The organism is Janthinobacterium sp. PC23-8 (assembly GCF_002250505.1).
Taxonomy (GTDB): Bacteria; Pseudomonadota; Gammaproteobacteria; order Burkholderiales; family Burkholderiaceae_D; genus Janthinobacterium.
This window is the reverse complement of sequence record NZ_NJGY01000004.1, coordinates 277257-302628: the sequence shown is the minus strand read 5'-3', so window position 1 is coordinate 302628 and position 25372 is coordinate 277257. Positions and strand designations below refer to the sequence as shown.

Sequence of the window (25372 nt, the reverse complement as noted above, 5' to 3'; positions counted from 1 at the left end):
TGCCTGCCCGCTGGTTTCGCAGGCGGCGAAAATGCTGAAAACACTATAGGGTTGGGGTGATAGTCTGTCAACAGGTATTTAATTGGTATTAAATATGGTATTGAAGTGGCCTTGTTCATGCCCATTGCCGCGCACGCCGCGCAAATCCCTGCTTGGCAGAGCGGTCCGTCAGGAGTACAGTCCGCCTTTTACACCGAAGCTGGAAGAGCACATGAACGACAAGGCAGCAGCATATTGGGATGACTGGCAGCAAGCGGCGCTGGCCGCCGGCGTCTCAAAGCCACTGGCGGCGCTGGGCATGGAACTGATGCGCACGCATCGCAAGAACCGCTGGCCCAAGGATTTCCTGGGCCGCGAAAGCGATGGCGAAGTGATGATCGCGATGTGCCTGGAGGACGAGGCGGAGACGGAATTGTTCTTTATCGAAAACCTGTATCCCTACGATACGGCGCTGATCGAAAAGACCAAGCGGCGCCTCTGCCTGCACTGATCAACCGGCCGCCTTGTGTGGCCGTCTTTTTAAGATGTGCATTTCCACGGCGCGGTGTCATAATGCCCGAGGCATCCCCGCCCACGTACGGAGCAGACCATGAGCAAGGCACAAGACAGCAAGAAGGAAGCCAAGAAGGAACCGGCCAAATCCATGAAGGAAAAAAAGGAAGCCAAGAAGGTCAAGAAAGAAGAGCGCAAGCGTTAGGCATGCGCGCGTACCGCCTGCCTTGCGCCTGGCGGGCGCTGGCCGTGCTGGCGGCGCTGCTGCCGGCATGCGCCGCCCAGGCGCAGCCCATGCCGCCGCCATCGACCTTCGGGCAGGTGGTGGGCAATGCCGTGCTGTGCCTGGACCAGATCGACAACAAGTCCTTCTATTCCTATCTGCTGACGGCCTTCGGCCCGGCCTACAAGCATGAGGGCGGCGCCTACTGGTTCCGCACCGACGCCGTGCTGTGGGGCGCGCCGGTGACGGACGTCATCGTCAGCGACGACACCAGCGCGCTGGTGTTCATGGGCGTGGTGGCCGACTCGACCCCGGAAAAGCTGGAGCCGGCGATCCGCGCCGCATCCGGCCTGCGCTTCGATAAACTCGATCGTTCCGCCTTTCCGGTGCGTGGCTCCGTGCCTGGCAGTAAAATTGTCTACTTTCGCAGCAAGGCAAAAGTCTATTGCGCCAAGTACAAGCCATTGCCGCCGGCACGAACCCGTTAGAGATGGCCGTTTGCCATTGTTTCAGCGCATTTTGATCGTCCCACCGCAGGGTCTCCATGTACACGCCTTATTTCCAGCTCAAGCAATCGCCGTTTTCGATCGCCCCCGATCCCCGTTACCTGTTCATGAGCGAGCGCCACCGCGAAGCGCTGGCCCACCTGTTGTATGGCGTCGGCAGCGGTGGCGGTTTCGTGTTGCTGACGGGCGAGATCGGCGCCGGCAAGACCACCGTCTGCCGCTGTTTCATGGAGCAGATCCCCGACAATTGCCAGCTGGCCTATATTTTCAATCCCAAGCTGTCGGTCGAGGAATTGCTGCTGTCGATCTGTGAAGAATTGCGCATCGCGCCGCCGGCCGGTGTGGGATTGGCGACGGCCAGCGTCAAGACCTATGTCGACGCCATCAATGTGCACTTGCTGGCCAGTCATGCCCAGGGCAAGAACAACGTGCTGATCATCGACGAGGCGCAAAACCTGTCGGCCGCCGTGCTGGAGCAATTGCGCCTGCTGACCAACCTGGAAACGAGCGAACGCAAGCTGCTGCAGATTATCCTGATCGGCCAGCCCGAACTGCGCGCCATGCTGGCGCGGCCCGAGCTGGAGCAGCTGGCGCAGCGCGTCATCGCCCGCTATCACCTGGGTTCGCTGTCGGAAGCGGAGACGGCCAGCTATATCCACCACCGCCTGGCCGTGGCCGGCAGCACCTCGCGCTCACCGTTCGGGCCGCGCCTGATGGCGCAGATCCACAAGCTCAGCCATGGCGTGCCGCGCCGCATCAACCTGCTGTGCGACCGCGCGCTGCTGGGTGCCTATGTGGAAAACCAGCCGCAAGTGACGCGTCACATCCTGCGTCGCGCGGCCGCCGAAGTGTTTGCCGAAGCGGGCGGCGCTGCGCCGGACACGGCTGGGCGCTGGCGCTGGCTGCAGCTGGCCGGCGGCGTGCTGGCTGGCGCGGTGGTGACCGGGACGCTGGCCTGGCATTTTATGCTTGTCAACCAAGTTGTCGCGCCGGTGGCGAGCGTGCCGCTTGCCAGGGCCGCCGCATCGGCGCCGGTCGCAGCGCCGGCCGCTGTTGTAGCGGACCGCGACGCCGTGCTGCGCCAGTTGGCGGCGCTGTGGGGCGAACACCTGCCGGCGGGTGACGCCTGCCAGGCCGCCGCCCGCGCCGGCCTGCGCTGCATGCACAGCCGGGGCGGTGTGGCCGAGTTGCGCGTGCTCGACCGTCCCGCCATGCTGGTACTGCGTGGCAAGGAGGGGGGCGGCGAGCAGCTGGCGCTGCTGTTTGGCGTGCAGGGCGAAACGGCCAGCGTGCAGCTTGAGGGCCACAGCGTCAGCATCAGCGTGGCTGAACTGGCGCGGCGCAGCGACGGCGATTTTGTCACCTTCTGGCGCGCGCCGCGCAACTGGCGCGATGAAGTGCCGCTGGGAGCGCGCGGCGCGGACGTGGACTGGCTGGCGGCGCGCCTGGCGCAACTGCACGGCTTGCCGGTGCCGGCTGCCAACTTGCCGCTCGATGCCGACCTGCAGCGGCGGCTGCGCGAGTTCCAGCTCAGCCAGAACCTGAAAGCCGACGGCCTGGCGGGACCGAAAACATTCATGCGCCTGATGCAACTGGGCGACAACACGGAGCCGCGCCTGTCGCGCGCCGCTCCAGCCGTGGCCCAGTCCGGCGTGACGGCCACCGTGGCGGGGAAATAAATGTCGTATATCCTGGAAGCACTGAAAAAATCGCAAGCCGAGCGTCAGCTCGGTGAGTTGCCGTCCATCCATGCGCCGCAACTGCCATTGCAGCCGGCGCCGGACACGCGCGGCGCGCGGCGCTGGCCGCTGTGGCTCGGCGTGGGCGCCGCCTGCGCCGTGGCCGCCGCCTGGTGGTTCTGGCAAGCAAAGACGAGCGTGACGCCAGTCGCTGCCGTGCCGGCCCCGGCGCCCGCTCAGGTCCCGGTCCCGGTCCCGGTCCCGGTCCCGGTCCCGCTTCCGGCGCCGGCTGTCGTGCCAGCACCTGCGCCCATGCCGGCGCCGGCGGTCGTCAAGACTGCGCCGCCCGCACCTGCGCCCGTGGTCAGGGCCGTTACACCGGTCCCGGTCCCGGTCCCGGTCCCGGTGCCAGTTGCAGCTCCGGCGCCGTCCGAGGATGCCCCTCCCGGCCTGCGCGACCTGCCCGAACCGATACAGCGGCAGATACCGCCGATCGCCCTCGGCGGCTATATCTATTCGAAAGATCCGGCCGACCGCCTGCTGCTGATCGACAAGGTGCTGCGCCATGAAGGGGAAGAGGTGGCGCCGGGACTGGTGCTGGAAAAACTGCAGCCCAAGGCCGCCATCTTCAGTTTCAAGGGCTATCGCTACCGCGTGCCCTATTGACGGCTGGGCGTTAATTGTTGTATGTCAAGCAATGCCATGAGCGTCTGAACCCGCTGGCACTGCCGCGGTCGAATCCGGGAGGCCCGAGGGGGCGTATACCGGAGCAGGCATGACAATCAAGCAGCTGGACCGTATCGACCATATCGTCGTGTTGATGATGGAAAACCGCTCGTTCGACCATATGCTGGGCTATCTGAGCCTGGAAGGCGGGCGCGGCGATATCGATGGCTTGCGCAGCGAGCATCTCAATACCCATGCCGGCAAGGTGTATTCCATCCATCATCTGCAGCGTACGGCCTTGCAACCCGGGCAAGATCCCGGGCATACGGCTGCATCCGTGGCGCGGCAGTTGCAGGATCATAACGGCGGTTTTGTCAGCGACTACGCGCTGATGCATCCTGACGACCCCGATCCGGGCCTGGTGATGGGGTATTACAACGGCGCCGACCTGCCCATGTACGATTTTTTGGCGCGGCAATTCTGTGTCTGCGACCGCTGCCACAGTTCGGTGCCGGGCGGCACCTGGCCGAACCGCCTGTACGCCGTCAGCGGGCGCGCGGCCGGCAGCAAGGACAGCAAGCGCGTGCCCCTGTATGCGAATAAATCGTTTGTGCGCCAGCTTGAGCGCAATATGGTCAGCTGGAAATTCTATTCTTTCTGGAAACCATGGACCCTGGCCCTGACGGACGAGCATTACCGCTCGTCCGAGTTCTACGAGCCGTTCGGCGACCAAGGCCGGCGCTACGGCTTTGTCGGTGACGCGCTGGCCGGCGCCTTGCCATCGGTCAGCTGGATCGATCCGCACTTCTTTGCCAACGGCGACCATCCACCGGCCGACGTGCGCGCCGGCCAGGCGCTGGCGGCCCGGGTCTATCAGGCGCTGTCGCGCGGACCGGCCTGGGAGCGCACTTTGCTGGTGATCACCTATGATGAGCATGGCGGCTTTTTCGACCATGTGCCGCCCCCCGCCGCCGTCGACGATGACGCCGCTTTTCGCCAGTATGGCGTGCGCGTGCCCATGCTGCTGGTGTCGCCGCTGGTCAGCCCCGGCAGTGTCTGCCATGAACTGTTCGACCACGCCTCCCTCCTGAAAACCATCTTGCAGCGTTTTTGCCGTGGCAGCGATGGCAGCTTGCCAGCCATGGGCGCGCGCGTGGCCGCCGCCAAAGGGCTGGGCGTGGCGCTGGACCTGGAGCAGCCACGGCCGGCGCCCGCGCTGCCAGCCAGCGTGCATGCGCAGCGCGCGCGCTGTGAGGACGAGCAGCGCGCCCCCGACAGCCCGGATGCGGCCAGGCCAGGCGCCGTCATGGCCGACGCGGAAGCCGGGGTGGTGGCCGCGCACCGGCACCTGGCCCGTAGCGCCCGCAACGCGCTGGCGACCCATGGTAAAAAAGTGCCGCAGTCGATTGCGCGCCGCCGCCGCAAGGACCATCGTGTCGATGATGCCGGGTTGGACGGCGCGCGACGCGACAGCTGCTGATATGGCATCTGCAGCAAGCAAGTTGCCAGCGAGTCGCCTGTAGCGCAGTGGCTGCCTGATTGCCAGTGATGTGGCCGGTATAATGCGGCTATCTCACGGAAGGAACCATACGATGGATCTAGCGACATCGGCCTGCGCGCCTGCCCACCCGGTACTGGGCGTGGTCGGCCGTTCCGGCAGCGGCAAGACCACCTTGCTGGAATATGTGGTGCACGAAATGGCGGCGCGCGGCTTGCGCGTCAACCTGATCAAGCACAGCCACCATGACCTGGCCCTGGAGCCACCGCAAAAGGACAGCGCCCGCCTGCGCATGGCCGGCGCGGCCGAAGTGCTGGTCGCCTCGCCATACCGCTTTGCCATCGTGCATGAACTGCGCGGCGCGCCCGAGCCGACCTTGTCGCAGCAGTTGGCGCGCATGGGTCCGGCTGACCTGACCCTGGTGGAAGGCTTCAAGACTGACCCGATCGCCAAGCTGGAAGTGTTTCGCCCGGAGGTGGGGCAGGCGCCGTTGTACCTGCATGACGTGACCGTGGTCGCCGTGGCGTCGGACGCACCGTCGCCGCACGACTTGCGCGCCGGCGTTGCCTGGCTGGACTTGAACGATCGCGCCAGCGTGCTAAATTGGTTGTTGCAGCGGCTGGAAAAACCGCTGGTAAAATAATTCTCAAGTATTTTGCCGGCTTGCCGTTAATTCTGGTAGACCCTGATAGGAGAGACTTATGGACGTCGGAAGCATTTCACAACTGTCAACCACGATGGCCGAAACCGGTATACGGCAAGAGGTCGGCGTGGCTGTCCTGAAGAAGGCCCAGGAAATCCAGAGCTCGACCGCGACCGCCCTGATCGACGCCTTGCCAGCGCCAACGGCCGCACCGAGCCTGCCTTCGCACCTGGGCAACCGCATCAATACCACCGCCTGATCCGCTCAGGCTGCTACTGCTACAGATCCGCCGCTGCCGCCCTGGCTGCGGCGAGCACTTGCCTGAACGGTTTCCCCTTCTTTTCTGGCGACAGCGTAAAATCGGTTACCGCTTATTTTACGAAAGACTTCCATGAACAAACGACACGCTCTGGTTGCCGCCGCCCTGGCCGGTCTGTGCGCCAGCTCGGCCGCCAGCGCCGCAGACCACGCTGCCGGTGCTGCCGGCGACAAGGAAAAATGCTATGGCGTGGCCAAGGCAGGCCAGAATGACTGCGCCTCGTCCGACGGCGCGCATTCCTGCGCCGGCCAGGCCGCCAGCGACAAGCTGCCGACCGAATGGGCGTATGTTGCCAAGGGCACCTGCGAACAGGCGGGCGGCGCCTTGAAGCCTGTCAAGGCCGGCAAGAAAGCCGCGCCGGCCAAACAGCTGTCATAAACCGCCAGCCCATGGTCCATCGCGCCCATGCGCTGGCCGGCGTGGGCATCGGCCTGCGCGCCGCGCATTACCGCGACTTTCTCGACGGCCGCCCCCGCGTGGACTGGCTGGAAGTGCACACCGAAAATTATCTGTCCTGCGCCGGCCGCGACTGGCATGTGCTGCGAACCGTGCGCCAGGACTATGCCCTGAGCCTGCACGGCGTGGGCCTGGGCCTGGGCTCGGCGCGCGGCTTTTCCGACGAGCATCTGGAACGGGTGCGCCAGTTGGTCGAACGTATCGAACCGGCGCAGGTGTCCGAACACCTGTGCTGGGGGGCGGTGGCGGGCCGGCAATTGAACGATCTGCTGCCGCTGACGCTCGACAACGCCGCGCTGGACCTGCTGTGCGCCAGGGTAGGGCGGGTGCAGGATGTCCTGCGCCGGCCGATCCTGCTGGAAAACGTCTCGACCAGCCTGCGCTTTCACGCCGACGCCATGAGCGAAGCGCAGTTCCTGGCCGAACTGGCGCGCCGCAGCGGCTGTGGCCTGCTGCTCGACATCAATAATCTGTATGTGAACCAGTGCAATCACGGCGAAGACGCGCTGGCCGCCTTGCTCGATATTCCCGTCGGCATCGTGGGCGAGATGCATCTGGGCGGACACCTGGTCACGCCGCGCGCCGTGATCGACCACCATGGCGCCACCGTGGCTGAACCGGTCTGGGCCTTGTACGGGGCGGCTTTGCAACGTTTTGGCCAGGTACCGACCCTGGTTGAGTGGGACACGGACGTGCCCGAACTGGCGGTGTTGCTGGGCGAGGCCGACCGCGCGCGCGCCATGCTGCGGTGCCATCATGCTGTGCCGCCATGGCAAGGTTCAGTCAATACGCTGCTGGCATTGCCGCCGGATCAACAACTGGTGCGTACCCAGCAGGTATTTGCTGCCGCGCTGGTCGATACAAGCCAGGCCGGCGCCGCGCTCAAGCTGTGCCGGGGGCTGTTGATTGAAGAACGCCTGGGTTTGTACCGGGGCAATCTGCTCGCTACCTGGCGCCGCGTGCTGGGGCAGGCGTACCCGGTGGTGCTGGCGCTGGTGGGCGAGGAATTCTTTGCCGGCCTGGCGCGCGAATACGGCCGTCAGCAGCCCTCGCAAGACGCCGACCTGAACCGCTTCGGCGACGGCTTTGCCGCTTTTCTGGCCGCCTTTGCGCCGGCGGCGCAACTACCTTATTTGCCTGACATGGCGCGGCTGGAGTGGTCATTGCACCAGGCACACTACGCGCCGGACGCGGCGGGTTTGCCGGCCGCAACGCTGGCCAGCCTGACGCCGGAGCAACTGGAAGACTGTCGTTTTGCCCTGCATCCGGCCTGCGCCCTGATCGATTCAGAGTGGCAGGTGGTGGCGCTCTGGCAGGCGCATCAGCCCGGCGCAGCAGCGTTTCCGCAGCAACTGGCCCAGGCCAGCCACGCCCTGATATGCCGGCCGCATTGGCAGGCGCAAGTGCTGCCGCTGGACGCGGCCGCGCACGCGGCGCTGCGGCGCTTGATGGAGGGGGGACATTTTGGCGCGGCGCTGGACGCCGCTTTCGAGCTGGACGCCGATTTTGATCTCGCCGGACAATTGCGGCGGTGGATCGAGCGGGCCGTATTGACGGCCGTGAGCGCTACTGAACAAGGCTATTGAAAGGCGCGCAGGATGCGCGCTTCGCCCGTCCGGTCGCCGCAGGCCGCGTTGGCCGCCAGGGTCGCTTCCATCATGCGCGCCAGTTGCTCGTCTTCGAAGTGTGCCAGTTCGGCCGTGGCCGCTGCCAGGGCGACTTCGAGCTTGGCGCGCGCGCCCTGATACAAGGTGCTGGTGTATTTATCGGTGCTGCGCAGCAGGTCTTCCGCGTTTTCTATGACCTGGCGCAAATCGGCGATCAGGCGTTCCTGGCTGCGTGTGCCGTGCTCGGAGTTGTCCATGGTATCCCTTTCCGCTAATTGATGAATATATGGCAATAATATAAACATAGGCAAACCAGCCGGGCAGGTTTTGATCTGACACAGGGCCAGGCTACAACGATATCAGGCGCTCGCCACCACGGTGATGCGGATATCGGCCACGCTGACTACCTGGCCTGCGCGGATCTTGGCCGTCTTGCGCAATTCCTGCTTGCCATCGACCTTGACGACGCCGCTGTCGACCATGACCTTGCCCGCGCCGCCGCTGTCGCACAAGCCGACCAGCTTGAGCAGCTGGTTCAGCTCGACGAACTCGGATGTCAAATCAAAGCTTACTTTTTGCATTCTATCCTCAATTGCAATAATGTGTTTTTAACACTAAATGGCCCCGGGAAGGGGCCAAAAGCACAGTTTACATGACTGCAGCGGCGATGCGGCAAGGCGCGTTAACTTTTGTTCGGACGCGTCATGTCCAGTGGCACGATCCACTCGGCAAATTGTTCTTCCGTCACGAAGCCGAGGCCCAGCGCCGCGTCCTTCAGGGTCGTGCCTTCGTGCTGCGCCTGCTTGGCGATCTGCGCGGCGCGGTCGTAGCCGATATGCGGCGCCAGCGCCGTGACCAGCATCAAGGAGCGCTCCATCAGTTCGGCGATGCGCTCGCGGTTCGGTTCGATTCCATGGGCGCAATGCTCGTCGAAGCTGCGCATGCCGTCACCGAGCAGGCGCGCGCTTTGCAAAAAGTTGTGCGCGATCAGCGGCTTGAACACATTCAGTTCGAAGTTGCCCGAAGCGCCACCCACCGTGATGGCCACATCGTTGCCGAATACCTGGCAGCACAGCATGGTCAGTGCTTCGCACTGGGTCGGATTGACCTTGCCCGGCATGATGGAGCTGCCAGGCTCGTTTTCGGGGATCGTGATTTCACCGAGGCCCGAGCGGGGGCCGGAGGCCATCCAGCGCACGTCGTTGGCGATTTTCATCAGCGCCGTGGCCAGGGTTTTCAGTGCGCCATGGGCCGCCACCAGCGCATCGTGGGCGGCCAGGGCAGCGAACTTGTTGCCGGCGCTGGCAAAGGGCTGGCCTGTCAGGTGCGCCAGTTCCGCCGCAATACGGTCGGCAAATTCGGCGTGCGCGTTCAGGCCCGTGCCCACGGCCGTGCCGCCGGCGGCCAGCTGCAGCAGCGGCGGCAGCGACGCTGCGATAATGTGTTCGGCAAATTCCAGCTGGGCGGCATAGCCCGAAAATTCCTGGCCCAGGGTCAAGGGCGTGGCGTCCTGCAAATGGGTACGGCCGATCTTGACGATGTCGGCAAAGGCGGCGGCTTTGGCGTCCAGCGTGGCGCGCAGCTGGCGCAGCGGCGGCAGGACCGTGTTGGCGACGGCCAGGGCGGCGGCCACATGGATGGCGGTGGGGAAGATATCGTTCGAAGACTGGCCCAGGTTGACGTCATCGTTCGGGTGCAGCAAGCGCTCTGCGCCGCGCAGGCCGCCCATCAGTTCGGAGCCCCGGTTGGCCAGCACTTCGTTCATGTTCATATTGCTTTGCGTGCCAGAGCCCGTTTGCCAGACGGCCAGCGGAAACTCGCTCGCATGCTGGCCGGCCAGCACTTCGTCGGCCGCCCGGGTGATGGCGACGGCCTTGTCGCCGCCGAGCAAGCCGAGCTCCAGGTTGACGTGGGCGGCCGCGCGCTTGACGGTGGCCAGGGCGGCGATCAGTTCGGGCGGCATTTTCTCCGTGGAAATATGGAAGTGCTCGAGCGAGCGCTGTGTCTGCGCTCCCCATAATTGACCTGCGGGTACGTCGATCGGGCCGAAACTGTCGCGTTCGATTCTGCTGCTCATGGCATTCCTTTCATCGCTTTTGGTGGATCGAGTGTACTCCAGCGGCCAAAAAACGCACCGCGCACCCGCAGTTCCCTCAGCTTTTTCAATTTCTTGCCGTTAATAAAGAACGTGTTCTTCCGTTCCAGTTGTCAAAGCGATTATTTCATGACCAGTCCCGTCTTTTCCCGCTGGAGCGCCAGCCTGTGCGCCACCGCCTGCCTGGCGATGCCGGCCGCCTTTGCGGCCGAGCTGGGCGAGATCAGCGTACAGTCGCATATCGGCCAACCCTTGTCAGCCGATATCGAATTGACGGCGCTGGCGCCTGACGAACTGCAGGGCCTGCCGGTGCGCCTGGCCTCGAACAATGTCTACCAGGGCGGCGGCATCAGCATGGATGGCGCGCTGCACACCCTGACGATCAGCCAGGTGGAGCGCGACGGCCGGCGCTTCGTTCACCTGGCTACCCGCCAGGCCATCGATGCCGCTCATGTGCATGTGTATTTGTTGCTGGGCAATGTCAATCGCGGCGTGGTGCGGCTGGCCACTGTGTGGCTGACGCCGGCACCGCCCGCGCCGGTAACGGTCGCGGCGCCGGTGCCGAAAGTCGTGCCACCGTCTGCTGCGCCGCTGATGGTGCCCAAGCCCGTTGCCGCGCTCGTTGACGTGCCCAATGCTGCCGCCCTGGCGGCGCGCGCTCGCGCCGAAGGTATGCTGCGGCCGCCGGCCGTTGCGTCTGCTGTGCCTGCAAAGCCGGCCTTCGTGCCGGTGTCGCCGCCGCCGCCGCTGCGGCGTGCCGCCGCGCCGGTGGCCGCCTGCGCGCCGCAAGCGGCCGGCATGCCGGCTGAAGCGTGCGTGGCGCTGGACCGGCAAAACATGGTCCTCAATGACAAGATCGGCGTGCTCGAAGGCAGGATCTCGGCGCTGCAGCAGGCGCTGGCCGCGCCCGTTCCCGCAGCGGCCGCCGCAGCGGCGGCCTCGGGCTTGCCGCGTGCGAAGACCAGCGCCAAGGCGGTGGAAAAGAAAACCGCTGGCAATGGCGCGCTGTGGCTGGGCCTGGGCGCCTTGCTGTTGCTGCTGGTGACGGGGACGATCGTGTATCTCGTGCGCAAGCGCAAGGGCAGCGCGGCGGCGGAACCGAAGCCGCCATCGAAATACTGGGTCTTGCTGCGCAAGCCGTTTCGCCGCAAGGCGGCGCCACCTGTCGGCGAAGTTCCGCCTGCACGCGATGAGCCGGCCCTGGAGCCGGAGCCCGAACCGTTCTCGCGCTGAGCCGGATAAGGCGGTGCGGACGTAAAAAAGCGCCCGCAGGCGCTGTCGTCTTCTGATGCCGGGATTTATCGGTGGGCGCGTGGCGCCGGCATGGTCCTGGCCAGCTGCGCCATCCATGGTTCGGTGATATTGCCGATGGCGCGGTCATTGGCCAGGATCTGCTTCAACAGGTCGAGCTTGTGCAGGCGCGAGTTGCCTGCCAGGGCCGGCACGGTCCCGACCAGGGTGGCGCTCGCGGCGCTGGCGCACTGGTTTTCCAGCGCACTCAAGCGATCCCAGTCCCCCGAACGTGCGGCCACGACCATTTGATTGGTCAAACCGGCAATATTTTCATACATCGAAAGCACGTCGTTGGAGTTCATGAGCACACCTGTATTTTTATCAATGGTTTTACGCTTGTCCAGATTAACGGCATGTCCGGCCAGAACTTGAGGGTTTTTTTGAAAATAATTCAAAATAGTTTTCAAGTTTCCCGGACTTGCCCGCAAACCCGCATGGATGCTGGCGAACGTCTAAAATGGCGGCATCTTTTACGGGAGCCCACGATGTCCGATACCGCGCACGACCCGCTGCATGCAATCACCCGCCGCACCCTCGATCATTACGACGCCAGCGCCGAACAGTTCTTCGAGGGCACGCGCGAGCACGATGTGCGCCAGAACATGGCGGCGCTGCTGAACGCCATCGGCGGTGCGGCGCCGCTGGAAATTCTCGACCTGGGCTGCGGTCCCGGGCGCGACCTGAAGGCGTTTACCGAACTGGGCCACCATGCCACCGGCGTCGACGGTTCGGCGCGTTTTGTCGACATGGCGCGCGCCTGGAGCGGCTGCACCGTATGGCAGCAGGATTTCCTGGACCTCGACCTGCCTGCCGCGCGCTTTGACGGCGTGTTTGCCAATGCCGTGCTGTTCCACGTGCCCAGCAGCGCCTTGCCCGGCGTGCTGCGCGCCCTGCATGGCTGCCTGAAAGACGGTGGCGTACTGTTCAGCTCGAATCCGCGCGGGCACAACCAGGAGGGCTGGAATGGCGCACGCTATGGGAGCTATTACGATCTCGATACCTGGAGCGCGCACCTGCAGTCGGCCGGTTTCACCTTGCTCGACCATTACTACCGGCCGCCAGGCTTGCCGCGCGAGCAGCAACCGTGGCTGGCTACCGTCTGGCGCAAGGATAAATGAAAGATAGCAATATTTTCCCATGTGTTAGGAACCGTACATAGTTTTTATCGCCTCAGGCGTAGTATCCATTCATCGACACGCGGCAAGCAAAACGCAGCGTGTGAGCCGCAGTACCGGCCCTTGGGCTGGAGAACAGATGGACCAACTACATTGAGGAGCTAATCATGAACAAAGATCAAGTTGAAGGCAAACTGAAAGAAGTCGGCGGTAAAATCCAGGAAACAGCTGGCAAAGTCGTCGGCAGCGAAGAACAGCAAGCCAAGGGCCTGGCAAACCAGGTCGAAGGCCAGGTGCAGAAGAAGGTCGGCGACGTCAAGGATGCGGTAGAAACCATTACCCGCAAACCTTAATCGCTTGCGCCAGTAAAAAACCGCCGCCTGTCGCAAGACAGGCGGCGGTTTTTCATTGCGCGTGCGCTTTTATCTGGCGTCGTCCACTTGCAGGTTCTTCTTGAAGAAGGCGGCGATTTTTGCGTACACATGGCGCTGGCCGGCGCGCGACGAGATGCCGTGCTTGGCGCCCGGATAGGTCATCAGGTCGAATTGCACGCCACGGTTGACCAGTGCGTCGATCAAACGGGTGCTGTTCGAAAACAGCACATTGTCGTCGGCCATGCCATGCACCAGCAGCAGCGGCGAGCTCAAGCCGCCCAGGTGGGCGAACACGGTGCTGTCCTGGTAGCCTTCCACGTTTTCCTTCGGCATGCCGAGGAATTGTTCCGTGTAGTGGGTGTCGTACAGCGACCAGTCGGTTACCGGCGCCACCGACACGCCGGCGGCGATTTTATCGGAGGCGGCCGACAGCAAACGCAAGCTCATGAAGCCGCCATAGCTCCAGCCGAACACACCGATGCGCTTGGCATCGACAAAGCTTTGCTGGCCCAGCCAGGCGATGCCGGCCAGTTGGTCGGCCACTTCGGCCTTGCCCAGGTTATGGTAGATGGCGTCGGTGAACGCGCGCTCGCGGCGCGACGAGCCACGGTTATCCAGGCGAAACACGACAAACCCCTGCTGCGCCATATACTGGTCGAAGGTGTTGCCCCAGCGGCGCGCCACGTGCTGCGAGTGCGGCCCGCCATAGGTCGACAAAAATACCGGATAGCGTTTCAACGCATCGAAGTTCGACGGTTTCACCAGCGAGTAATACAAGGTCTGGCCATCGCCTGACTGGATGGTGCCGTATTCGGTCGGCAGGTGGTCCGCCTGATACTTGCCATACGGGTGGCTGGCGTTCAGTTCATTGTGTTCCAGCCAGCCCACCATCGCGCCGTCGGGACGGCGGATGCTCACCTGCGGCGGCGTGGCCGGATCGGAATACGTGTCGACAAACACGGCGCCGTTGCGCGCGAACGTGGTGTCGTGCCAGCCGTCGGCTTTGGTTACGCGTTGCGGCTTGTCGGCCGTGCTGCCGTCGAGTGCCAGCGCGTAGGTCTGCTTGTCGATCACCGCGTCGCGGTTCGAGGCCACATACACCTTGCCGGTTTTTTCATTGACGGCCAGCACGCTGTCGATACCCCATGCGCCGGACGTGACCGGGTGCAGCAGCTTGCCGCTCATGTCGTACAGATACAGGTGGTTGCGGCCGGTGCGCTCGGACGACCATAAAAACGATTTGCCGTCGGCCAGGAAGCGCAGGTCGTCATGGAGGCTGACCCAGGTTTTTGACGTTTCGGTCAGCACCGTGCGTTGCGCCAGCGTGGCCGCATCGACTGAAACGAGGTCCAGGGTTTTCTGGTCGCGCGACTGGCGCTGGTACAGCAAGGCTTTGCTGTCCGCGCTCCAGTCGGCGCGCACCAGGTAAATATCGGGATTGCCGCCCAGGTCGACCTGGCGCTGCACGCCGGTTGCCGGCGAGACGATTTTGAGTTGCACCAGCACGTTCGGGTCGCCGGCGGCGGGATAGCGCTGTTCGACGACGTCGGTGCGGTCGGCGAAAATTTCAAAGCGGCGCACCACCGGCACCGGCGCTTCATCGTAGCGTTTGTAGGCGATGGCGCTGTCGTCGGGCGCCCAGTAGTAGCCGGTGCGCTGACTCATTTCTTCCTGCGCCACGAATTCGGCTTCGCCGTTGTGGATGGTGTCCTTGCCGTCGCTGGTCAGCTGGCGTTCCTGGCCGCTTTTCAGGTCGATCACATACAGGTTCTGCCCGCGCACAAAGGACAGATAACGGCCTTTCGGCGAGATTTTCGGATCGAGCACATCGCCCTTGGCGACCAGGCGCGCCTGGTCGGGGTGGGCCGCGTCGACGAGGTACAGATTGCCGGCCAGCGGCACCAGCAGTTGCTTGCCGTCCGGCGACCAGCTGTAGTTCAGGATGCCGTTCAGGCTGGCCGTGCGTTCGCGTTCGCGCCGCGCCTGCTCGGCCGGCGAGATCGTTTCAGTGGGCACCAGCGCCTTGGAGTCGACCAGGCGGTGCGTGCTCTTGTCTTTCAGCTTGAATTCCCACAGGTCGAGCTGGAACTGATTGTCGGCGCGACCGCGCAGGAACGTGACGCGCTCGCCGTCGGGCGATACCTTCAGGTTGCGCACGCCGGGGCCGGCCAGCGCCGGATCGGCGTGGATGCGCTCCAGCGTGAGCTTTTCAGCCGCAGCGGGAACGCTGGCCATGGCGGCCAGAAAACAGAGAATAAAACGCATGGAGGTCTCGGTGATATGAAAGAGGTCAAGTGTATTCTTGACGGCAAACAATATCAGAGCGTGAGGCGCAATGCGATAGGGGCGACCACGGAATAAGTCGCCAATTACCGGGTTTCCTTCGGCAGATTTGGGGAGTACCCCGTGTTTTATATGGTCGCGCGCAGCCGTTCCAGCGACAGCCGGTTCAGATACCAGGTCAGCAGTACGGCGGCCACCGTCAGCCCCGTCACCAGGCCGATCCAGAAACCGGTGGCGGCCATCGGCGCGTTGGGTGACCAGATGAAGCCTTGCGGCGCCAGCCCCAGCACATAGCCGATCGGCAGCGAAAAGCCCCAGAAGGCCAGCAGCTGTATCAGCATCGGCGGGCGCGTCACCTTGTAGCCGCGAATCGCGCACGAGGTGGCGACCTGGGTCGCGTCGGACAATTGAAACAGCGCCGCGAACAGCAGCAGCTGCGCGCACAGCGCCTGCACTTGCGGGTCAGACGTATATGCTTGCGCGATCTGGTGGCGAAACACCGCGATGCAGGCGGCCGAGACGACGGCGGCCGTCAGCGACATGGCCACGCCGACCCAGGAAATGAAGCGCGCGCGGCGCAGATTGGCTTCGCCCACTGCATGGCCGACGCGCGTGACGAGCGCAATGCCGAAGGTCAGCGGCACCATGAACACGACAGACGAAAAATTGAGAGCGATCTGGTGCGCAGACACCTGCACCACGCCAAAGCGCGCCACCAGCAGGCTGATCACGCCAAAGGCGCTCACTTCGGCAAAATACGTCACGCCGATCGGCAGGCCCAGGCGCAGCATGGGGCCGATGGCCGACGCTTGCGGCCATTCCCAGTGCGTGAACGGATAGGTGGCGTGGTAGGCCGGCGCGAGCTTGATCCAGGCCAGCATCGCCAGCAGCATCATCCATACGCAGCAGGTGGTGGCCACGGCGCAGCCGATGCCGCCCAGCCTGGGCATGCCCCAGTGGCCGTAGATCAGCAGGTAATTGACGAAAATATTGAGCGCCAGCGCGGCCAGCGCGATCACCATCACCGGCTTGGTCTGGTTGATGCTGGTGCTGTAGCCGTACAGCGCGCGGTAGGCGGCAAACGCGGGCAGGGCGCAGCTGATGATGTGCACGAACAGCTTGGCCCTGGCCGCCACATGGGCTTCGAGCATCAGGTGGTCGAACACCAGTGCCGCCATATTGGTCAGCACGCAGGCCACCAGCCCGACGGCCAGCGCCTTCCACAGCGACTGGCGCACGATATGCGGCACCTGGTCGTGGCGGGCCGCGCCGATTTCATGCGCCACCAGGGTATTAATCGCCATCATGATGCCGCTGACGGTTACCAGCACGATCGACCAGATGGCCGCGCCCAGCGACACGGCCGCCAGCTCGTCGGGCGTGGTGTGGCCCGTCATCGCCACGTCGGCCGCGCCCATGCCGACCGTGGCCAGCTGGCCGATCAGGATGGGCCAGGCCAGCTTCCACAAAGACGAGACTTCCTGGCGGATGGCGGGCACGGTAAACGCAGTGGTGTGGGGCATGTATGAGAAGGACAATTGCTGGATCGAACCCGCGATTGTACTGGCATTCCAACGACTTGTCCGGCCGCCTTGTGCTGGCTTCTATTTCCTTTGGTAACAATTGATGGTGTTTTTACTCTACTTTGTTACACCGTTTTTTCACCGGACGGCTACACTCACGTCTGGCAGTATTGACAATCAACGGAGACACCCCCATGAACCGCCCGCTTACCCACGCCCTGCTGTGCGCAGCCGCCTTCCTCACCCATGCCGCTACCCAGGCCGGCGAACTGACCCTGTTCGAGGATGACAATTTCCGCGGCCGCGCCGTGACCGTGCGCGAGACCACGGACGATCTGTCGCGCGTGGGCTTCAACGACAAGGCCTCGAGTATCCTGGTGCGCTCGGGCACGTGGGATGTCTGCACCGACTCCGGCTTTCGCGGTAACTGCAAGACGCTCACGCCGGGCGAATACCGTTCGATGCCGGGCATGAATGACGCCATTTCGTCGGTGCGCGAGGTTGGCCGTGGCGATGGGCGTGGCGACTGGCGCAATGATGGCCGCAACGACGGCCGTCCCGATCGCGGCAACTACGGCCGCCGCGGCTCGCTGGAAGTCTTTTCCGGCGCCGGCCAGAATGGCGGCGCGGCGCGCCTGGACCGCGACAACGGCGACTTCGCCAGCATCGGCTTCAACGACCGCACCACCAGCATCGTGATCGACGGCGGCTACTGGCAGTTGTGCAGCGATTCCAACTACCAGGGCACCTGCCGCATCTTCGGGCCGGGCCGCCACGACGACCTGGGGCGCGGCCTCGACGGACGCGTATCGTCGGCGCGCATGGTCGACGAGCGCGAAGCGCGGCGCCAGCAGCAGTATGAACAGAACCAGTACCAGCAGTATCCGCGGCAGCAATACCAGCAGCGCGGCGCCATCCTGCTGTTCCCCGATGCGGATATGGGCGGTGAACCGTTGGCGCTCGAGCGCGACACGGAAGACCTGGTGCGCCAGAATTTCAATGACCGCGCCGGCTCCATCGTCGTCAACGAAGGGCAGTGGGAAGTGTGCAGCGATTCGAACTTCCGCGGCCGCTGCGAAGTGATCGGGCCGGGCCAATACGCGCGCCTGAATGCGCTCGACAACAAGATCTCGTCGCTGCGCCGCGTGCGCTGAGCCGAGATTGGCCGCCTGCGTCAGCTTTCCTTGACTTGCCGCTGTTCCGGCCATGCAGACGTACTGCATGGCCGGGGCAATTCGTGTACTCTTTCCAGCAAGCGGTTCAACCATGGGGAGCAGGCACGGTGGAATACAAGGACTACTACAAGGAACTCGGCGTCGACAAGTCGGCCAGCGAGGCCGACATCAAGAAGGCGTACCGCAAGCTGGTGCGCAAATACCATCCCGACGTCAGCAAGGAAGCCGATGCCGACCAGCGCACCAAGGCCCTGAACGAAGCCTATGGCGTGCTCGGCGACGCGGAAAAGCGCGCCGCCTATGACGATCTTGGCCGCCAGCATAGCGCCCAGGGCGCCGCCGGCGGGGCCTTTCGTCCGCCACCCGACTGGGGCGCGGGCTTCGAATCGTCCGGCGCCGACGACAACGATTTCTTTGCCGACCTGTTCGCCCACGTGGGCGGGCGGCGCCGCGCCAACAGCAACGTTCAGATGCAGGGCGACGACAGCCACGCCGCCATGACCATCGCGCTGCGCGACAGCTATCACGGCGCCACGCGCACCATCGTCCTGCGCGTGCCGGAAGCCGATGCGCAAGGGCGCGTCGTCACGCGCGAGCGCACCCTGGAAGTGACGATTCCGAAAGGCGTGCTTGACGGCCAGCAGCTGCGCATGAAAGGCCAGGGCAACCCCGGCAGCGGCGGCGCGCCGGCCGGCGACCTGTACCTGGAAATCCGTTTCGAGCACGACGCCCGCTACCGGGTGGAAGGGCGCGACGTGTTCGAAACCGTGCCCGTCACGCCATGGGAAGCGGCACTCGGCGGGTCCATCGACGTGCCAACGCCCTCGGGCACGGTGTCGGTGACGGTGCCGCCGGACTCGCAAACGGGGCGCAAGCTGCGCCTGAAAGGTCGCGGCATTCCCGCCGCCACGCCTGGCGACCTGTACCTGCTGCTGGAAGTGGTGCTGCCGCCCGCGCGTGATGAAAAAGCGCGCGCACTGTATGAAACCATGGCGCGCGAGATGGCCTTCAATCCGCGCCAGAAGCTGGGAGCTTAATCATGACAAACCGCATGGCAAACCTCGCGACAAACAAGGTGATCGGCGTACTGCTGGAAGACGCGGCCCTGAGCCTGGAAGAACTGGCGCGCGCCTGCGCCGTGGAGCCCGACTGGGTGGTGCAGCGCGTGCAAACGGGCGTGCTGCTGCATGGCGGCCCGCCGTCCGTGCAGCTCACCGGCTGGCGCTTTACCAGCGTCGACCTGGCCCGCGCGCGCCGCCTGCGCGAAGTCGAAGCCGTGTTCGACGCCAACGCCGACCTGGCGGCGCTGGTGGTCGACCTGTCGGAGGAAGTGGCGCGCCTGCGGCGGCGCCTGCAGGTGCTGGGCGCGACGTAGTTATTGCGCTTCGCGGTGCCGTTGCACGGTAAGGCGGGCGATATAGAACTGCCCGTCGATCACCACGCGGTGCGGGATGCCGGCGATATCGAAGCCGGGTCCGCCGTCTTCCATCCATTCCTGCGCCACGCTGTCGAACTGCTGCGGCGTCATGCGCAGCATCGGCGCCGTGATGACAAAGCGCGCGCCCGGTGGTTGTCTGTTGACGAAGTCGTCGATGCCGGCCATGTTGATTCCTTGTTGCCTTGTTGAAGTAAGCCAGCATGATACCGCCGGGCGCCCCGTCTTAAAAGCCGCGTTCGAGCAACAGCGGCAATTGCTCCGCAAAGCGCTCCGTCAGCCATTTGCCGGCCTGCCCCGGCGCTGTGTCGGCGCGCTGGATCAGGTAGATCGGATAATCCTCGCCGCGGTCGACCGACAAGGGCAGATGCACCAGGCGACCGCTTGCCAGGTCGTCGCGCACCATCGATTCGGGCATATTGCCCCAGCCCAGGCCGGCGCGCAGCAGGGCGTGCTTGGAGCCGAGGTCGCCCAGGCGCCAGTTGCGCAGGCCCAGCACGCCGAAATCCTGGCCCTCGGTCAGGCTGCTATGGTCGCTCAGCACCAGTTGCACATGTTCGCGCGCCACCGCCGGCGGGATCGGGCCGGCCATCTGCGCCAGCGCATGCGCCGGCGCGGCCACCGGGATCAGGCGCACATAGCCGACCGCGAGGCGCTCGAAGGCGTCGGCGCCGGACGACATCCAGCCGCCCACGCCCAGATGGCAGCTGCCGTCCTGCACCAGTTGCGTCACCATGCCCATGCCTTCGATGCGCAGGCGCAGCGCGACGGTGGGAAATTGCGCCTGGAACGCTTCGAGCATGCGCACCAGCACGCAGGTGGGGAACATCACGTCGACCACCACCGACACTTCCGCTTCCAGCCCGCCGGCCAGCGCCTTGGCGCGCGCGCGCATGGCGTCGACCTTCAGCGCCACCGTGCGCGCGTCGGCCAGCAGCGCCTTGCCGGCGTCGGTCAGGGTCGGTTTGCGCTTGCTGCGGTCGAGCAGCACCACGTTGAGCTGCTCTTCCAGGTTGGCGATGGTGTAGCTGATCACCGACTGCGTGCGGTGCAGCTGGCGCGCCGCATGGGCGAAGCCGCCCGCGTCGATCACGGCGACAAACACGCGCAACTGGTCGAGCGATGGTTGGCCTGGCTCTCTCATGACTAATCCATATCTATAAAATCGATAATAACAATCAAAATTTACACGGTTTCATCGATAGTAGATGCGGATTAAGATAAGTGCAAGCGCAGCAGCGCATCCCCACATCGTTTAAAGGAATTCATCATGGCAAACGTACTTCACATCAATAGCAGCGTGCGCAACAACGGTTCCCTGTCGCGCCAGCTGTCGGGCGAATTTGTCGCCAAACTGGCCGCGCAAGGCAACACCATCGTCACGCGCGACCTGGCGGCCCAGCCGGTGCCGCACCTGACCGAAGCGATGATGGGCGCGTTCTTTACGCCTGCCGACCAGCGCAGCGCGCAAGCGAGCAGCGACATCCAAATTTCCGACACCCTGGTCGATGAACTGCTGGCCGCCGACGTGCTGGTGCTGGCTGCGCCGATGTACAACTTTTCCGTGCCGTCGACCTTGAAAGCATGGATCGACCATATCGCCCGCGCCGGCCGCACCTTCCAGTACACGGCCACCGGCCCGGTTGGCCTGGCCACCGGCAAGAAAGCCTATATCTTCACGGCCAGCGGCGGCGTGTACAGCGAAGGCGACGCTGGCTCCTATGACCACCTGAGCACCTATCTGCGCGCGGTGCTGGGCTTTATCGGCATCACCGACGTCACCTTCGTGCAAGCCGAAGGCGTGGCGATGGGCGAAGAAGCCCTGGCCGCCACCCTGGCCAAAGGCCGCAGCACCATCGAGGCGCTGGCTGCCTGATCGCCGTTTTTTGCCATACCCTGCGGCGCCGTGATCACGGCGCCCATTTCCCTCCATAGCGCCTATAGTTGTACCTGTTTTCCATTTCACGCTCCCAGATCAAGAAAATGCACATTGCTGGCGTGGTAAAGTTTTGCTGCAATGCAAAATTGATGTATTTTATATACCCTTGATTTTCCGTAAACTTCCTGCGCGCGCGCGACCGGAATTAATCCATCTTCTTTTATGGAGCAAACCTCGTGCCGATCAAATATGTTGGTTGCTATGAAATTGATTACACCGCCGAACGCCTGCGCGGCTGCGGCGGCTGGGGCGCGTATGTCGCCATCTTTACGCAGTCGTCCAATCCCATGCACCGCCACAATGTGACGAGCAAGCAGCGGGTCAGGGCCGACCAGCTGTTTGTCTCCGAAGCCGAGGCGCAGGAGCAGGCGGCCGATGCGGCCCAATTGCTGGTCGCATCGCGCCAGCGCAAGTTCTCGACCGGCGTCTGATCAGACCCAGCCCTGGCGCCACACGGTGGCGTCCTGCAACGCCCGCCATGGCAAGGTCTCGATGCGCTGCGAGTGCACGGCCTGCAGTTCCACCTGCGTTACCGGTGCGCCTGGCGTAGCCGGTTCGATCACCCTGGTGACCATAAAATGTTTTTCCTTGTTGACGGGGGCGGCGGCCGTCCATTTGCTGTTGAGCAGTTTGTTGGCGCTCAAGCGGTTGCGTGCGGGAAGGTTCATGGGGGTGTCCGTGCGTTGGCGTGGTGGCGAAGTTCCTATTATCATGGACATTCCCGCCACGCACGAGGATCGCCATGAAACGCCAGCTGCACCTGCTTGTGATCGACCCGCAAAACGATTTTTGCGACCTGCCTGCAGACTTGATACCGGACGGCGTTGCCCCCAGCCTGCCGGTCACCGGCGCGCACCAGGATATGCTGCGCGTAGCCGGCCTGATCCGCGACGGCGGCGGCGGCCTCACGCACATCAGCGTCACGCTCGACGCCCACCACCGCTACGATATCGCCCACCCGACCTTCTGGCGTACGGGCAACAAAGGCCCTGTCCCGCCGTTTACGCAGATCAGCGCGCAGCAGCTACGAAGCGGCGCCTATGTACCGGCTGCCGACGGTGCCTTGCCGCGCGCGCAAGCCTACCTCGATGCGCTGGAAAGCGCCGGGCGCTACCAGCTGATGGTGTGGCCCGTGCATTGCGAGATCGGCTCCTGGGGCCAGAATATCCACGGCGCCGTGCGCGCCGCCTACAACGGCTGGGAAGTGGAGCAACGGCAGGTGGTGGCCAAGCTGTCCAAGGGGGCCAATCCGTGGACCGAGCATTACTCGGCCGTGATGGCCGAAGTGCCCGACCCGCAAGACCCGGCCACCGGACTCAATACCAGCTTCCTCGACACGCTTGTTTCGGCAGAGCAGATTTATATCTGCGGCGAAGCCGGCAGCCACTGCGTGAAGGCCAGCACCGAGCATATCGCCGACTACCTGGAAGCGCGGCAGGGCAGGGCGGCGCTGGCCAGGCTGGTGCTGCTGACCGACTGCATGAGCCCGGTTCACGGCTTCGAAACCCAGCAGCGCGACTTCCTGGCCGCCATGCTGGCGCGCGGCGCGCGGCTGGCCACCTCGAACGACATCCTGCCCGAATGGCAGGCCAATCAGGCGGCCTGAGGGGACAGATCTGTCGAACGCAACCGAAATAACGGCAAAGGCGTACTATTCTGGCTACAGTAACGTGGAGAAACAATACATGACCCCGATAGTACGCAGTTTGCTGGAAACCGATCTGTACAAATTCACGATGTGGCAAGCCTTGCTGCACGGTCATCCCAACACCCATACCGAATACGAATTCGTCTGCAGGAATACGCCGGCCTTTCCGCTGGCCGAACTGAAGCAGGAAGTCGAAGAGCAGCTCGACCACCTGTGCACGATGTCGTTTGCCGAAGACGAGCTGGCCTATCTGCGCACCTTGCGCTTCATGAAAAGCGACTTCGTCGACTTTCTCACGGTGTTTCGCTTCCAGCGCAAATTCATCGACGTCAGCACCGATGGCGACGACCTGATCGTGCATGCGGCCGGGCCGCAAGTGCATGTGATGGGCTTTGAAATCTTCGTGCTGTATATCGTCAACGAGCTGTATTTTCGCCGCTTCAATCTCGACGCAGCGCTGGCCGAAGGCCGCGCGCGCCTGACGGCCAAGGTGGCCGCGCTGAAGGCTTTCGGCAACGTGCCGCGCCGCAAGCATCCGTTCGAGTTTTCCGACTTTGGCGTGCGCCGCCGTTTTTCCGGCGCCTGGCACGACGAAGTGGTGCAGCGCCTGGCGCGCGAGGTGCCGGAATACTTCAAGGGCACTTCGAACGTCTACCTGGCCAGGCAGCTCGGCATCGTGCCGATCGGCACCATGGCGCATGAATACATGCAGTCGTTCCAGTCCTTCGGCGTGCGCCTGCGCGATTTTCAGAAAGCCGCGCTGGAGGACTGGGTGCAGGAATATCGTGGCGACCTCGGCATCGCCCTGACCGACGTGGTCGGCATGGACGCTTTCCTGGCCGATTTCGACCTGTATTTCGCCAAACTGTTCGACGGCCTGCGCCACGATTCGGGCGACCCGGTCGAATGGGGCGAAAAGGCGCTGGCCCACTATGCGGCCCTGCGCATCGACGCCAATACCAAGCGGCTGGTGTTTTCCGACGGCCTGGACCTGGAAACAGCCATCGAGCTGTACCAGCACTTTGCCGACCGCATCATGACCGGCTTTGGCATCGGCACCAACCTCACCAACGATCTTGGCCTGACGCCGCTCAACATCGTCATGAAACTGGTGCGCTGCAATGGCCAGTCGGTGGCGAAATTGTCCGATTCACCGGGCAAGACGTTGTGCAAGGACGAGACCTTCCTCGCCTACTTGCGGCAGGTATTTCACCATCCGGCCGCGCAAGCGGCTGGCGCATGATGTTACTTTCCCAGCCATAGCACGTCAGTGCGCCATGCCGAGTGCGTGATCAACTCGTGCATCGTTTCGGTCAATAGCTGTGCCATGCTGCTCACCAGGCGGTTGGCGCGCTGTTCGCGCAGGGTGGTGATGGCCACCGACGAGCGGATGGCGGGCCGCTCGATCGGATGGGCGATCAGCGTGCCTGCCCGGGTCTCGGCCTGGATCGCGGTGGCAGTAGAAATGGTATACCCCAAGCCGGCCGCCACCAGTTTTTTGGTCAAGGCCACGCTGTCCACTTCCATGTCCACCCTCAGCCGCACGCCGTGTTGCAGCGCGATTTTCTCCAGCAGCAGGCGATTGCTGTGCGGCAGCGCCGGCAGGATCAGCGCCACGTCGCCGAGTTCGGCGATGCGCCAGACGCGGTCGCGTCCTCCCTCCGGCCTTGCCGGTCCCACCAGCACCATCGGTTCGCTGAACAGCGGCTGGACATCGACGCTGTCGAGCAGCGGCTGGTTGTAGACCACTGCCAGGTCGACGCGGCGGTCGAGCACCCATTCCTGCAGATACGTGCTCAGTCCCTCGCGCACATGCAGCGAGACCCGCGGCCATCTGTCCCGGAAGGCGCGCACCAGCTGTTCGCCGATCAGCAGCCCGACGGCGGGCGGCAGACCGATGGCAATATGGCCGCCCTGCTCGTCGGCGCTGGCGCGCACCTGCGCGCCGGTCGCGCTGACCATATGCGTGATCAGCTCGGCCCGTTCCAGCAGGCGCGCGCCGGCGGCGGTCAGGCGCACGCCGCGGCCGTGGCGCACCAGCAAGGGCACGCCAATTTCCGCTTCCAGCTTGGCGATCTGCCGGCTCAGCGCCGGTTGCGCCACAAACAGTTCCGCCGCCGCGCGGCTGACGCTGCCAGAACGCGCCACGTGGATGAAAGTGCGCAGTTCCCGGATGTCCATGCAATCGTCCCATGCTTTAAAGGTATAGCTTTCACGTATACAAAGGTATTAGTCAGGCCAATTCAAGGCCGCTATATTAACGCCATAAGATCAATTATGGGAGACAACAGCGGGCCCGGCCACCGACCGGCTGCGGCACCGGCGCCGATGGCGGCGCGCCAACGACGGCATAGCGCCCGTATCCCGACCCATCACATAACGACCGGATCTCTATCCGGCATA

Annotated in this window: 29 protein-coding genes; 19 read left to right on the top strand and 10 right to left on the bottom strand. The window is 64.1% G+C overall.

The window, feature by feature from the left end; genetic code table 11:
- Positions 1-211: 211 nt before the first annotated feature.
- The 9 genes from CD932_RS25000 to CD932_RS24960 all read left to right on the top strand — a co-directional run bounded on the left by CD932_RS25000 (position 212) and on the right by CD932_RS24960 (position 8068).
- Positions 212-490 (top strand): hypothetical protein, encoded by a 279-nt coding sequence (locus tag CD932_RS25000; protein WP_094445592.1) that lies wholly within the window; start codon positions 212-214, stop codon positions 488-490.
- A gap of 209 nt (positions 491-699) precedes the next feature.
- Positions 700-1203, top strand: coding sequence for a hypothetical protein (locus CD932_RS24995; protein ID WP_094445591.1), 504 nt, complete (start codon positions 700-702; stop codon positions 1201-1203).
- Between the two features lie 56 nt (positions 1204-1259).
- Positions 1260-2900 carry an ExeA family protein gene (locus CD932_RS24990; RefSeq protein ID WP_094445590.1) on the top strand — a complete coding sequence of 547 codons (1641 nt, stop codon included), beginning with the start codon at positions 1260-1262 and terminating at the stop codon, positions 2898-2900.
- Positions 2901-3566, top strand: coding sequence for a general secretion pathway protein GspB (locus tag CD932_RS24985; RefSeq protein WP_094445589.1), 666 nt, complete (start codon positions 2901-2903; stop codon positions 3564-3566).
- Positions 3567-3675: 109 nt separating this feature from the next.
- Entirely contained in the window at positions 3676-5046 is a 1371-nt protein-coding gene (locus tag CD932_RS24980; RefSeq protein WP_094445588.1) for an alkaline phosphatase family protein, read from the top strand.
- Between the two features lie 112 nt (positions 5047-5158).
- Entirely contained in the window at positions 5159-5707 is a 549-nt protein-coding gene (gene mobB, locus CD932_RS24975) for a molybdopterin-guanine dinucleotide biosynthesis protein B (RefSeq protein WP_094445587.1), read from the top strand.
- 58 nt (positions 5708-5765) lie between these two features.
- Complete coding sequence (locus tag CD932_RS24970) at positions 5766-5966, top strand: YjfB family protein (protein WP_094445586.1); 201 nt, start codon at positions 5766-5768, stop codon at positions 5964-5966.
- Between the two features lie 132 nt (positions 5967-6098).
- Positions 6099-6404 (top strand): DUF2282 domain-containing protein, encoded by a 306-nt coding sequence (locus CD932_RS24965; protein WP_094445585.1) that lies wholly within the window; start codon positions 6099-6101, stop codon positions 6402-6404.
- Positions 6405-6415: 11 nt separating this feature from the next.
- Positions 6416-8068 carry a DUF692 family multinuclear iron-containing protein gene (locus CD932_RS24960; RefSeq protein WP_094445584.1) on the top strand — a complete coding sequence of 551 codons (1653 nt, stop codon included), beginning with the start codon at positions 6416-6418 and terminating at the stop codon, positions 8066-8068.
- Here CD932_RS24960 and CD932_RS24955 read toward each other — a convergent pair.
- The 3 genes from CD932_RS24955 to fumC all read right to left on the bottom strand — a co-directional run bounded on the left by CD932_RS24955 (position 8062) and on the right by fumC (position 10166).
- Positions 8062-8346, bottom strand: a complete 285-nt coding sequence (locus CD932_RS24955) for a hypothetical protein (RefSeq protein WP_094445583.1) — start codon at positions 8344-8346, stop codon at positions 8062-8064. The genes CD932_RS24960 and CD932_RS24955 overlap by 7 nt on opposite strands.
- A 102-nt stretch (positions 8347-8448) precedes the next feature.
- Positions 8449-8670, bottom strand: coding sequence for an RNA-binding S4 domain-containing protein (locus CD932_RS24950; RefSeq protein WP_094445582.1), 222 nt, complete (start codon positions 8668-8670; stop codon positions 8449-8451).
- Between the two features lie 101 nt (positions 8671-8771).
- The gene (fumC, locus tag CD932_RS24945) at positions 8772-10166 is read right to left on the bottom strand and encodes a class II fumarate hydratase (protein WP_094445581.1); all 1395 of its coding nucleotides are present in this window, start codon (positions 10164-10166) and stop codon (positions 8772-8774) included.
- A gap of 147 nt (positions 10167-10313) precedes the next feature.
- On the opposite strand from fumC, the gene CD932_RS24940 reads away from it, so the two are divergent.
- The gene (locus tag CD932_RS24940; RefSeq protein WP_094445580.1) at positions 10314-11417 is read left to right on the top strand and encodes a FimV family protein; all 1104 of its coding nucleotides are present in this window, start codon (positions 10314-10316) and stop codon (positions 11415-11417) included.
- Between the two features lie 65 nt (positions 11418-11482).
- On the opposite strand, the gene CD932_RS24935 is transcribed toward CD932_RS24940, so the two are convergent.
- Complete coding sequence (locus CD932_RS24935) at positions 11483-11884, bottom strand: flagellar protein FliT (RefSeq protein ID WP_254926759.1); 402 nt, start codon at positions 11882-11884, stop codon at positions 11483-11485.
- A 78-nt stretch (positions 11885-11962) separates the two neighbouring features.
- Here CD932_RS24935 and CD932_RS24930 point away from each other — a divergent pair, with 78 nt between their 5' ends.
- Both CD932_RS24930 and CD932_RS24925 read left to right on the top strand, forming a co-directional pair.
- Positions 11963-12595, top strand: a complete 633-nt coding sequence (locus CD932_RS24930) for a bifunctional 2-polyprenyl-6-hydroxyphenol methylase/3-demethylubiquinol 3-O-methyltransferase UbiG (protein WP_094445579.1) — start codon at positions 11963-11965, stop codon at positions 12593-12595.
- Between the two features lie 164 nt (positions 12596-12759).
- Entirely contained in the window at positions 12760-12945 is a 186-nt protein-coding gene (locus CD932_RS24925) for a CsbD family protein (RefSeq protein ID WP_065308056.1), read from the top strand.
- A gap of 69 nt (positions 12946-13014) precedes the next feature.
- Here the strand turns inward: CD932_RS24925 and CD932_RS24920 are convergent, their stop codons facing one another.
- Together CD932_RS24920 and CD932_RS24915 are read right to left on the bottom strand one after the other, a co-directional pair.
- Entirely contained in the window at positions 13015-15231 is a 2217-nt protein-coding gene (locus CD932_RS24920) for an alpha/beta fold hydrolase (RefSeq protein ID WP_094445860.1), read from the bottom strand.
- Positions 15232-15377: 146 nt separating this feature from the next.
- Entirely contained in the window at positions 15378-16772 is a 1395-nt protein-coding gene (locus CD932_RS24915; protein WP_094445578.1) for an MATE family efflux transporter, read from the bottom strand.
- A 194-nt stretch (positions 16773-16966) separates the two neighbouring features.
- On the opposite strand from CD932_RS24915, the gene CD932_RS24910 reads away from it, so the two are divergent.
- The 3 genes from CD932_RS24910 to CD932_RS24900 all read left to right on the top strand — a co-directional run bounded on the left by CD932_RS24910 (position 16967) and on the right by CD932_RS24900 (position 19322).
- Positions 16967-17926 (top strand): beta/gamma crystallin-related protein, encoded by a 960-nt coding sequence (locus CD932_RS24910; RefSeq protein WP_094445577.1) that lies wholly within the window; start codon positions 16967-16969, stop codon positions 17924-17926.
- Positions 17927-18054: 128 nt separating this feature from the next.
- Positions 18055-18984: a DnaJ C-terminal domain-containing protein gene (locus tag CD932_RS24905; protein ID WP_094445576.1), complete on the top strand. Its 930-nt coding sequence runs from the start codon at positions 18055-18057 to the stop codon at positions 18982-18984.
- A 14-nt stretch (positions 18985-18998) separates the two neighbouring features.
- Positions 18999-19322, top strand: coding sequence for a MerR family transcriptional regulator (locus CD932_RS24900; protein WP_094445859.1), 324 nt, complete (start codon positions 18999-19001; stop codon positions 19320-19322).
- On the opposite strand, the gene CD932_RS24895 is transcribed toward CD932_RS24900, so the two are convergent.
- Positions 19323-19550 carry a hypothetical protein gene (locus tag CD932_RS24895; protein WP_094445575.1) on the bottom strand — a complete coding sequence of 76 codons (228 nt, stop codon included), beginning with the start codon at positions 19548-19550 and terminating at the stop codon, positions 19323-19325.
- Between the two features lie 58 nt (positions 19551-19608).
- Positions 19609-20526 (bottom strand): LysR family transcriptional regulator, encoded by a 918-nt coding sequence (locus CD932_RS24890; protein WP_094445574.1) that lies wholly within the window; start codon positions 20524-20526, stop codon positions 19609-19611.
- A gap of 126 nt (positions 20527-20652) precedes the next feature.
- Between CD932_RS24890 and CD932_RS24885 the strand changes: the two genes are divergently transcribed.
- Positions 20653-21258, top strand: a complete 606-nt coding sequence (locus CD932_RS24885; RefSeq protein ID WP_094445573.1) for an FMN-dependent NADH-azoreductase — start codon at positions 20653-20655, stop codon at positions 21256-21258.
- A 239-nt stretch (positions 21259-21497) separates the two neighbouring features.
- Entirely contained in the window at positions 21498-21752 is a 255-nt protein-coding gene (locus tag CD932_RS24880) for a hypothetical protein (RefSeq protein WP_094445572.1), read from the top strand.
- On the opposite strand, the gene CD932_RS24875 is transcribed toward CD932_RS24880, so the two are convergent.
- Positions 21753-21989, bottom strand: coding sequence for a TIGR02450 family Trp-rich protein (locus tag CD932_RS24875; protein ID WP_094445571.1), 237 nt, complete (start codon positions 21987-21989; stop codon positions 21753-21755).
- A 74-nt stretch (positions 21990-22063) separates the two neighbouring features.
- Here CD932_RS24875 and CD932_RS24870 point away from each other — a divergent pair, with 74 nt between their 5' ends.
- Together CD932_RS24870 and pncB are read left to right on the top strand one after the other, a co-directional pair.
- Positions 22064-22927 (top strand): cysteine hydrolase, encoded by an 864-nt coding sequence (locus CD932_RS24870; RefSeq protein WP_094445570.1) that lies wholly within the window; start codon positions 22064-22066, stop codon positions 22925-22927.
- A gap of 79 nt (positions 22928-23006) precedes the next feature.
- Complete coding sequence (pncB, locus tag CD932_RS24865) at positions 23007-24212, top strand: nicotinate phosphoribosyltransferase (RefSeq protein ID WP_094445569.1); 1206 nt, start codon at positions 23007-23009, stop codon at positions 24210-24212.
- Positions 24213-24214: 2 nt separating this feature from the next.
- On the opposite strand, the gene CD932_RS24860 is transcribed toward pncB, so the two are convergent.
- On the bottom strand, positions 24215-25150 hold the full coding sequence (locus CD932_RS24860; protein ID WP_094445568.1) for a LysR family transcriptional regulator: 936 nt from the start codon (positions 25148-25150) through the stop codon (positions 24215-24217).
- Positions 25151-25372: the final 222 nt, after the last annotated feature.

Bases quoted from the DNA above. Each gene is read 5' to 3' on its own strand.
- CD932_RS24940 (WP_094445580.1), top strand. From the start codon at position 10,314: ATGACCAGTCCCGTCTTTTCCCGCTGGAGCGCCAGCCTGTGCGCCACC.
- CD932_RS24895 (WP_094445575.1), bottom strand. From the start codon at position 19,550: ATGGCCGGCATCGACGACTTCGTCAACAGACAACCACCGGGCGCGCGC.
- CD932_RS24985 (WP_094445589.1), top strand. From the start codon at position 2,901: ATGTCGTATATCCTGGAAGCACTGAAAAAATCGCAAGCCGAGCGTCAG.
- CD932_RS24910 (WP_094445577.1), top strand. From the start codon at position 16,967: ATGAACCGCCCGCTTACCCACGCCCTGCTGTGCGCAGCCGCCTTCCTC.
- CD932_RS24890 (WP_094445574.1), bottom strand. From the start codon at position 20,526: ATGAGAGAGCCAGGCCAACCATCGCTCGACCAGTTGCGCGTGTTTGTC.
- mobB (WP_094445587.1), top strand. From the start codon at position 5,159: ATGGATCTAGCGACATCGGCCTGCGCGCCTGCCCACCCGGTACTGGGC.
- pncB (WP_094445569.1), top strand. From the start codon at position 23,007: ATGACCCCGATAGTACGCAGTTTGCTGGAAACCGATCTGTACAAATTC.
- CD932_RS25000 (WP_094445592.1), top strand. From the start codon at position 212: ATGAACGACAAGGCAGCAGCATATTGGGATGACTGGCAGCAAGCGGCG.
- CD932_RS24920 (WP_094445860.1), bottom strand. From the start codon at position 15,231: ATGCGTTTTATTCTCTGTTTTCTGGCCGCCATGGCCAGCGTTCCCGCT.
- CD932_RS24875 (WP_094445571.1), bottom strand. From the start codon at position 21,989: ATGAACCTTCCCGCACGCAACCGCTTGAGCGCCAACAAACTGCTCAAC.
- CD932_RS24995 (WP_094445591.1), top strand. From the start codon at position 700: ATGCGCGCGTACCGCCTGCCTTGCGCCTGGCGGGCGCTGGCCGTGCTG.
- fumC (WP_094445581.1), bottom strand. From the start codon at position 10,166: ATGAGCAGCAGAATCGAACGCGACAGTTTCGGCCCGATCGACGTACCC.
- CD932_RS24870 (WP_094445570.1), top strand. From the start codon at position 22,064: ATGAAACGCCAGCTGCACCTGCTTGTGATCGACCCGCAAAACGATTTT.
- CD932_RS24950 (WP_094445582.1), bottom strand. From the start codon at position 8,670: ATGCAAAAAGTAAGCTTTGATTTGACATCCGAGTTCGTCGAGCTGAAC.
- CD932_RS24885 (WP_094445573.1), top strand. From the start codon at position 20,653: ATGGCAAACGTACTTCACATCAATAGCAGCGTGCGCAACAACGGTTCC.
- CD932_RS24930 (WP_094445579.1), top strand. From the start codon at position 11,963: ATGTCCGATACCGCGCACGACCCGCTGCATGCAATCACCCGCCGCACC.
- CD932_RS24860 (WP_094445568.1), bottom strand. From the start codon at position 25,150: ATGGACATCCGGGAACTGCGCACTTTCATCCACGTGGCGCGTTCTGGC.
- CD932_RS24965 (WP_094445585.1), top strand. From the start codon at position 6,099: ATGAACAAACGACACGCTCTGGTTGCCGCCGCCCTGGCCGGTCTGTGC.
- CD932_RS24955 (WP_094445583.1), bottom strand. From the start codon at position 8,346: ATGGACAACTCCGAGCACGGCACACGCAGCCAGGAACGCCTGATCGCC.
- CD932_RS24980 (WP_094445588.1), top strand. From the start codon at position 3,676: ATGACAATCAAGCAGCTGGACCGTATCGACCATATCGTCGTGTTGATG.
- CD932_RS24915 (WP_094445578.1), bottom strand. From the start codon at position 16,772: ATGCCCCACACCACTGCGTTTACCGTGCCCGCCATCCGCCAGGAAGTC.
- CD932_RS24970 (WP_094445586.1), top strand. From the start codon at position 5,766: ATGGACGTCGGAAGCATTTCACAACTGTCAACCACGATGGCCGAAACC.
- CD932_RS24925 (WP_065308056.1), top strand. From the start codon at position 12,760: ATGAACAAAGATCAAGTTGAAGGCAAACTGAAAGAAGTCGGCGGTAAA.
- CD932_RS24990 (WP_094445590.1), top strand. From the start codon at position 1,260: ATGTACACGCCTTATTTCCAGCTCAAGCAATCGCCGTTTTCGATCGCC.
- CD932_RS24900 (WP_094445859.1), top strand. From the start codon at position 18,999: ATGGCAAACCTCGCGACAAACAAGGTGATCGGCGTACTGCTGGAAGAC.
- CD932_RS24960 (WP_094445584.1), top strand. From the start codon at position 6,416: ATGGTCCATCGCGCCCATGCGCTGGCCGGCGTGGGCATCGGCCTGCGC.